A 6696-nucleotide genomic window follows, 5' to 3' on the forward strand; every position below is an offset into this window, starting at 1 on the left:
TATGTCTAATGTAGAAGAGTATGAAAAACAACAAGAAGTCAGCTTTGACGTTGCTGATTTATTCTCGTTTTTGTGGCAGAAGAAATTCCACATCATGCTCACTGTGACCATATTGGTCTCGGTTGGATTCTATTATGTAAAGAAAATCCCCAAAACGTATTTAGCCTCCAGCACATTGTTGCTCGATGATCGCAGTGGCGGGGTTAATTTAACCGGGCTAGCCGCTTTGACAGGACGCGGTCCGAGTAAAATGGATACGCATATTGAGTTTATCCGCTCGAAACAATTTATAACCTCAGTTGTGCAAAGTATGGATCTGCACAAAGAACCCGAATTTATTCCCGAATTTGGCAGCTCAGCGGGTAAGCCAGATTTGGCTCACGCAGTGGATGTGGTGATTGAAGATCTCTCACTGAGTCATTTGAATGAAACGGACATGTTGAAGGTCAGTTTTGTCTCGAAGTCGCCAGAAATCGCGGCTCGTTTGGTCAATCAAATTGGTCCTATGTTTTTTGCGTTTCAGTCGGTTAAAAGTCGAGAAAGAGCGGAAATAGCCTCACGTTGGCTTAATTCTCAAGTCGATGCAATTCAAGGAACTTTGACGGAATCTGAAACTAAGCTCCAGCAATTTCTAGAAGAAAACGAATTAGTGGATCTTGCCAGCCAGTTAGGGCTAGTACAGAGTGAAATCTCGACCTTAATGCGTGAGCAACTGCTAAACGATAAGGTGGTGAATGAGGTTAAATCAGTCGTCAATCAAGCAAACAAAGTCATCGATAAGCCCGAATTATTGATGGGCATTCCGCAAATCGCGAACAGCACCGTGATTATCGAAATGCGCAAGCGTATTATGGAACAAGAAAGATTGTTGTCGGAGATTTCCAAGCGCTATAAACACAAACACTATCGTCATATCACCGCGGTAAGTCAGCTTAAAGAAATCAAATTAGAGCTGGCAAACGCACTGCAACAAGCGGTCGAGAGTTTAAAGCGCGAATATGAGGTTTTACTAGAACGCAAAGCCTCATTGGAAGCCAGTCTTGTCGAAGCGAAAAAGCAGCACAGTAAATTAGGGCGTTTGGAAATTACCCTGACCAAACTAAAGCGAGAGTTAGAATCTAATCAAAAACTTTACGAAGCTTTCTTGAGCCGTTTGCAAGAAACTGAGCTTCTCAAAGACATCGAACAGCAAGGCAACTATGCGGTGATTGACTATGCTGCCGTGCCCAAACGGCCTTTCAAACCAAACGTTGGTTTATCGCTAATTGTTATCGTGCTACTTTCTACTGTGTTCAGCACTGGTGTTTGGCTGATTGTTCATTTGCTTAGTGACAAGCGCAGTAAGGTACGTCAGTTGTTACGTTCACTGGATGTGCCTGTTTTGGCCGAGTTCCCTAAGCTTAACAAGAAACAGCAAAATTTGAGTTCTGAAACCTTGTTCGATGACCGCAAACAGTATTTTGCCTATTCAGAGTCTGTTCGCTCTTTGCGCACCGTGCTCTTAGTTAACAAATCAGACGAACAAGATGAGAACCGAATTATTGCTGTTACCCGCGTCAGTGCAGAACAGAAAAAGTCCGGTTTAGTTGTGCAACTTGCTGACTCATTTAGCCGTTTAGAAAAAACCTTATTAATTGATGCTGATTTGCGCTCACCTTCGATTGCCAAAATGTTCAAATTGCCTAACGAAAAAGCCGGTTTAACCAGCCTGCTATCACGCCGAGCTAGACTCAGTGAGTGCATCTATCGTCCAGCAAACACGCCTTTGTTAGTCATGACCGGTGGGCCTGTTCCAGCGGATCCTTTAGTCTATTTGGCCAAGCAAAGGTTTGCTAGTTTCATTGAAAAACTATCGATAATTAACGAACGCCTCGTTATCGACTTACCCGCAATAAATGCATACAGCGATGCCTTAGTGGTATCAAAATTAGCGAACGCAGTAGTACTAGAATGCGATATAGAGAATATAGTTGTTGAAGAGTTGTTAATGAGTGTTCAGAGGTTGCAGGAGTCTGGCTGCCCCTTGATGGGCGTGGTGTTGACCAATGTTAAGAGTAAGCGGAAATACAAGTAAGTTAACGAAATGGTAACATTTTTTCGCTGCCTAATATGAAAATTCATACCTTATTATACTAATTGATAATGTACTTCTAATTTCAGTCAGTTAGAATCAGTAACTGGCTAATATTAGGTGACAAAATATCATGAAGTTTTTAATTCCACTTTTACTGCTTTGTGCAGCAAGTACATCGGCATCAGCTGCTCTAGTGCAATGGGATGCGTTTAATGATGGCGATGAGCTTGCCGTTAAAGATTTAGAGACCGGTACCATTTGGTTGGACTTATCACAGTCTGCCGATGTGGGTTATTTCCAAGCAGGCGATCTATATGACAACTGGGATTATGCTACCAACTCACAAGTTGAAGATCTGTTAGCTAAATCCTTCCGTAGCTTTGTTCCTAGCACTAATACCAATTATCAAAATAACTGTTACGTGGGTAACTCATGCTTTGATGAAACCCAACAGTGGCTCGATTTGTTTGGCGCGACGACGCATAGAGACAACGCTCTTGTAAATTATGGATTTGGATTATACGCAGATGAAACAGGCGCAGTTCGTTTAGGCGGAGGTCGTATCAATGGCTCTTTAGGTAATGCTTATATTTACGGTGATGAGTTTTCGCCTGATTATTCTAGCTATGTAACTGGGGCGCCAACCTACTACTACAGTACATTTTTAACTATGTCAGCTCAACCAACTATCAATGCCCAGCTTTCTGAAGCAAGCATGTTGGGCATATTTTTAACAGCATTAGGTTTTGTGATGCTGCGTAGAAGAAAAGCTCTAACACCAGCCTAACCAGTAAGTACTTCATGATACTAGAACCCCGACTTAGTTCGGGGTTTTGACGTTAGAGCGTCTGATCTTTTCAAACCTAAGACCAACTCACTAGACGTTTTATAGTGGTTTTGCCCACGGTTTTTTTGAGCCTTTAGTCGTGCGAATTGTGGATCCTCGTGAGGTTGGTTACACTAAACTAAAAAATAACACGGACTATCGCTTGTATCCTCTGCATTGCTTACACACATTTGGCCTTTCGGCAACTGCAAAAAACATCATCATCGTTGACGATAACGAGCTTGCTAATGTAAACATGCAAGCTCCTTTTGTGATCTTAGGGCAGGGCAGTAATTGCGTTTTCACCGAGGATTACATAGGTACCATTGTTAAAATAGAGCTCCTCGGTAAGCAGATAACGCAGCACAGCGACTATGTTGAAATTAGCGTTAAGGCCGGTGAGAACTGGCACCAATTGGTCGTGCATTGCATGCAACAAGGTATTAATGGCCTTGAAAATTTGGCTTTGATCCCTGGCACTGTTGGTGCCGCTCCTATTCAAAACATCGGTGCTTACGGTGTTGAGTTGCAGCAGTTTGTCGATCGTATCGGTTTTGTGGATTTAACCACGGGCGGCTCGCATTGGCTGTCTAACGCAGAATGTCAGTTTGGCTACCGAGATAGCATTTTTAAACGAGAGCTAAGCCAACGGGTGCTTATCACAGATGTGGTTTTGCACTTACCAAAGCAATGGCAACCCTGTCAACATTACGGTGAACTGCGGTTGTTAGAAACCCCTTCGGCACAAGACATATTCAATAAAGTGGTAGCGGTTCGAAACGCTAAACTGCCCGATCCTGCTAAAGTGGGTAACGCTGGAAGCTTCTTTAAGAACCCAGTAATCAGCCAAAGCTTATTTGAAGAATTGCAATTTAAATGGCCGAAAATGCCACATTACGCGGTGGATAACCGCACCGTAAAAATACCTGCTGCGTGGCTGATTGATACCTTAGGCTTCAAAGGCGAAAAACGCGGAGGTATACAATGTCATCCCACTCAGCCTTTAGTGCTTACTAACGATGGCACTGGCACGGGACAGCAATTGCTCGGTCTAGCCAAAGAGATACAACAAAAGGTGATTGACGTATTTTCAATTTCCTTAGAAAACGAAGTTAGGTTGATTGGTAAAGAAGGATTTATTAGCTTATGACACAGCGCACGAGTTTAACCAGAACACTGATTTTACAACGTTTAGCGGATGGACAATTTCATTCAGGTGAGTTGTTGGGAAAAGAGCTGGGTTTGAGTAGAGCTTCAGTGTCTAAAAATGTAAAAGCCTTGGGGAAATTGGGGCTGGATATTTTCAGTGTTACCGGCAAAGGATATCGGTTGGCTAAGCCGATATCACTGTTGTCGCATGGTCAAATTGTCGACCGATTAGAAAAGCTTAATCCGGAACAGGTCAATGTGTTGAATATTATCGATTCGACCAATACCTATATAAAGCAGCAGAAGCGCTCTTTAAGCAATGGTTATGTTTGTATCGCCGAAGCTCAGACCGAAGGGCGAGGAAGGCGAGGACGCTCTTGGGTTTCTCCTTATGGCGCGAGTATTTACCTCTCGATGTTCTGGTCTTTTCCTGGAGGATACCAAGCAATCAGTGGTTTGAGTTTAGTTGTTGGGATCGCGATTGTTCAAGCGTTAAAAAAATTAGATGTACAAGGCGCCATGTTGAAGTGGCCAAACGATGTGTATTTGCATGGTAAAAAACTTGCTGGAATTCTAGTAGAAGTAGAAGGGCAAATGGGCTCAGCGTGTGAGGCAGTGATAGGCTTAGGGCTCAATATTGACTTGCCAGAATCTAAGGTCAATATAGATCAAGCTTGGACCGATTTGAGTAAAAGCACTGGCTGGCAGTTCGACCGCAATGAGTTGGCTGCCAACATTATCGATGAACTAGTAACAGTGTTAACCCTATTTGAAAAGCAGGGCCTTCAGCCTTTCTTAGATTCTTGGAAACAACATGACTATTACGATAACCAGCCAGTCACCTTACACATGGGTGAGAAACAAGTAAAAGGTACTGTGCGTGGAGTAAATCAAGACGGCGCGTTGATGTTAGAACAGAATAATCGTGTAACCCCTTATCATGGAGGCGAAATCAGTGTCAGACCTGGTTAATTCGTCAACCAAAAACACTCTGCTGTTAGATGTGGGTAATAGCAGAATGAAATATGCGATAAAAGTGTCTGGCGCGCCATTGTTAGCTAAACACTGTAAAGATATCGAAGATATACCCGAACTAAATAATGCAATTGATAAAGTAGTGCTGGGTTCTGTCAAAAACAATGAGCTGACTCAGAAAACGATTCTTGCCTGCCAACAAAGAGGCATTGAGGTAGTAGAAGTAACAACACAATCTAGCGAATTTGAAATATGTTGCGCATATGTTCACCCTGAGAATCTGGGCGTAGACCGTTGGTTGGCCATATTGGCCGCAAGACTACATACTCAGCTACCGGTTGCAGTAATAGATGCCGGAACTGCGCTCACTTGTGACCTTGTAGTGGAGAATCGTCATCTTGGTGGTTGGATCGTTCCTGGATTTAGCATGATGCGCGAAGCCGTGACTTCAAAGGCAGATCGCGTCTTTGGTGATTCACTTCGCCCCACACAACTTCGTTTAGGAACCAGTACCCAAGAATGCGTTAACATGGGATGTCTCGCCGCACTTAGCGGAATAGTGAATGAAGCCCACAGACTGCTCTCTACTCACAATCAACATTATTGTATTTACATCTGCGGCGGTGATAGCGATCTGCTGGCATCTCAAGTAGATCATAACGTCATAATCAAACCTAATTTGGTGCTTGAAGGCCTAGGTCGATTCGCTTAATCGCTGACATCTATAGAACGTACTTTGCTCAAAGGCAGCATGCGGTTAGCTTTCTGTACCTGTGCGTTTTAACAGCACTCAACACATATTCCACATCGCGCAGTTGAATTTTTAAACACCTCATCATTATTTTTTAAGAAATCCACGAAAATTCGTGTTTTTTTGGACAAATACTGTTGCGCCTTAGTGATCATTACTCTAGAATGCGCACCCACTTGATGCAGTGCCGACTTAGCTCAGTTGGTAGAGCAACTGACTTGTAATCAGTAGGTCGCCAGTTCGACTCCGGCAGTCGGCACCATCAATCTGGAGGGGTACCCAAGCGGTCAACGGGAGCAGACTGTAAATCTGCCGGCTCAGCCTTCGCAGGTTCGAATCCTGCCCCCTCCACCATTTTTACTGCGCACCTGCAGGTTAATCAGGTGTAGGTTGTAACGCGTTTTGTTGCACCACCACTTTTCATCGAGGTGGACAGAGAATAGGTTTGCGAGCATCGTATAATGGCTATTACCTCAGCCTTCCAAGCTGATGACGTGGGTTCGATTCCCACTGCTCGCTCCAATTACGTGCTGATATGGCTCAGTTGGTAGAGCGCACCCTTGGTAAGGGTGAGGTCGGCAGTTCGAATCTGCCTATCAGCACCATTTCTCTCTTCTCTCTTTGGATAGGTTTTTTAATTACTTTGCTAGGAAAAATTTAAGATGGCAAAAGAAAAGTTTGAACGTACGAAAACCCACGTAAACGTCGGTACAATTGGCCACGTTGACCACGGTAAAACGACGCTAACAGCGGCAATCACGACTGTTCTAGCAAAGACTTATGGTGGTTCTGCATCAGCGTTTGACCAAATCGATAACGCTCCAGAAGAGCGTGAGCGTGGTATCACAATTTCAACGTCTCACGTTGAATATGACACACCTAACCGTCACTACGCACACGTAGATTGTCCTGGACACGCCG

The 6696-nt window shown here is 43.9% G+C and carries 6 protein-coding genes and 4 tRNA genes; all 10 read left to right on the forward strand.

The window, feature by feature from the left end:
• Window position 1: 1 nt before the first annotated feature.
• Window positions 2–2074 (forward strand): GumC family protein, encoded by a 2073-nt coding sequence (locus ABD036_RS18400; protein WP_343862568.1) that lies wholly within the window; start codon window positions 2–4, stop codon window positions 2072–2074.
• Window positions 2075–2204: 130 nt separating this feature from the next.
• Window positions 2205–2861 (forward strand): hypothetical protein, encoded by a 657-nt coding sequence (locus ABD036_RS18405; protein ID WP_343862570.1) that lies wholly within the window; start codon window positions 2205–2207, stop codon window positions 2859–2861.
• Window positions 2862–3063: 202 nt separating this feature from the next.
• The gene (gene murB / locus ABD036_RS18410; protein WP_343862572.1) at window positions 3064–4050 is read left to right on the forward strand and encodes a UDP-N-acetylmuramate dehydrogenase; all 987 of its coding nucleotides are present in this window, start codon (window positions 3064–3066) and stop codon (window positions 4048–4050) included.
• On the forward strand, window positions 4047–5021 hold the full coding sequence (gene birA / locus ABD036_RS18415; RefSeq protein ID WP_343862574.1) for a bifunctional biotin--[acetyl-CoA-carboxylase] ligase/biotin operon repressor BirA: 975 nt from the start codon (window positions 4047–4049) through the stop codon (window positions 5019–5021). Before murB ends, birA begins: the two co-directional genes overlap by 4 nt.
• Window positions 5005–5736 carry a type III pantothenate kinase gene (locus tag ABD036_RS18420; RefSeq protein WP_343862576.1) on the forward strand — a complete coding sequence of 244 codons (732 nt, stop codon included), beginning with the start codon at window positions 5005–5007 and terminating at the stop codon, window positions 5734–5736. Before birA ends, ABD036_RS18420 begins: the two co-directional genes overlap by 17 nt.
• Window positions 5737–5961: 225 nt before the next feature.
• Window positions 5962–6037, forward strand: a tRNA-Thr gene (locus tag ABD036_RS18425).
• 7 nt (window positions 6038–6044) lie between these two features.
• Window positions 6045–6129 (forward strand) — tRNA-Tyr (locus ABD036_RS18430).
• A 93-nt stretch (window positions 6130–6222) separates the two neighbouring features.
• Window positions 6223–6297 (forward strand) — tRNA-Gly (locus ABD036_RS18435).
• 7 nt (window positions 6298–6304) lie between these two features.
• A tRNA-Thr gene (locus tag ABD036_RS18440) sits at window positions 6305–6380 on the forward strand.
• A gap of 57 nt (window positions 6381–6437) precedes the next feature.
• On the forward strand, window positions 6438–6696 hold a 259-nt coding region (locus tag ABD036_RS18445), incomplete at its 3' end, for a GTP-binding protein (RefSeq protein WP_343861971.1).

This window comes from Aliiglaciecola litoralis, assembly GCF_039523355.1.
Classification (GTDB): domain Bacteria; phylum Pseudomonadota; class Gammaproteobacteria; order Enterobacterales; family Alteromonadaceae; genus Aliiglaciecola; species Aliiglaciecola litoralis.

Bases quoted from the DNA above. Each gene is read 5' to 3' on its own strand.
- birA (WP_343862574.1), top strand. From the start codon at position 4,047: ATGACACAGCGCACGAGTTTAACCAGAACACTGATTTTACAACGTTTA.
- ABD036_RS18400 (WP_343862568.1), top strand. From the start codon at position 2: ATGTCTAATGTAGAAGAGTATGAAAAACAACAAGAAGTCAGCTTTGAC.
- ABD036_RS18405 (WP_343862570.1), top strand. From the start codon at position 2,205: ATGAAGTTTTTAATTCCACTTTTACTGCTTTGTGCAGCAAGTACATCG.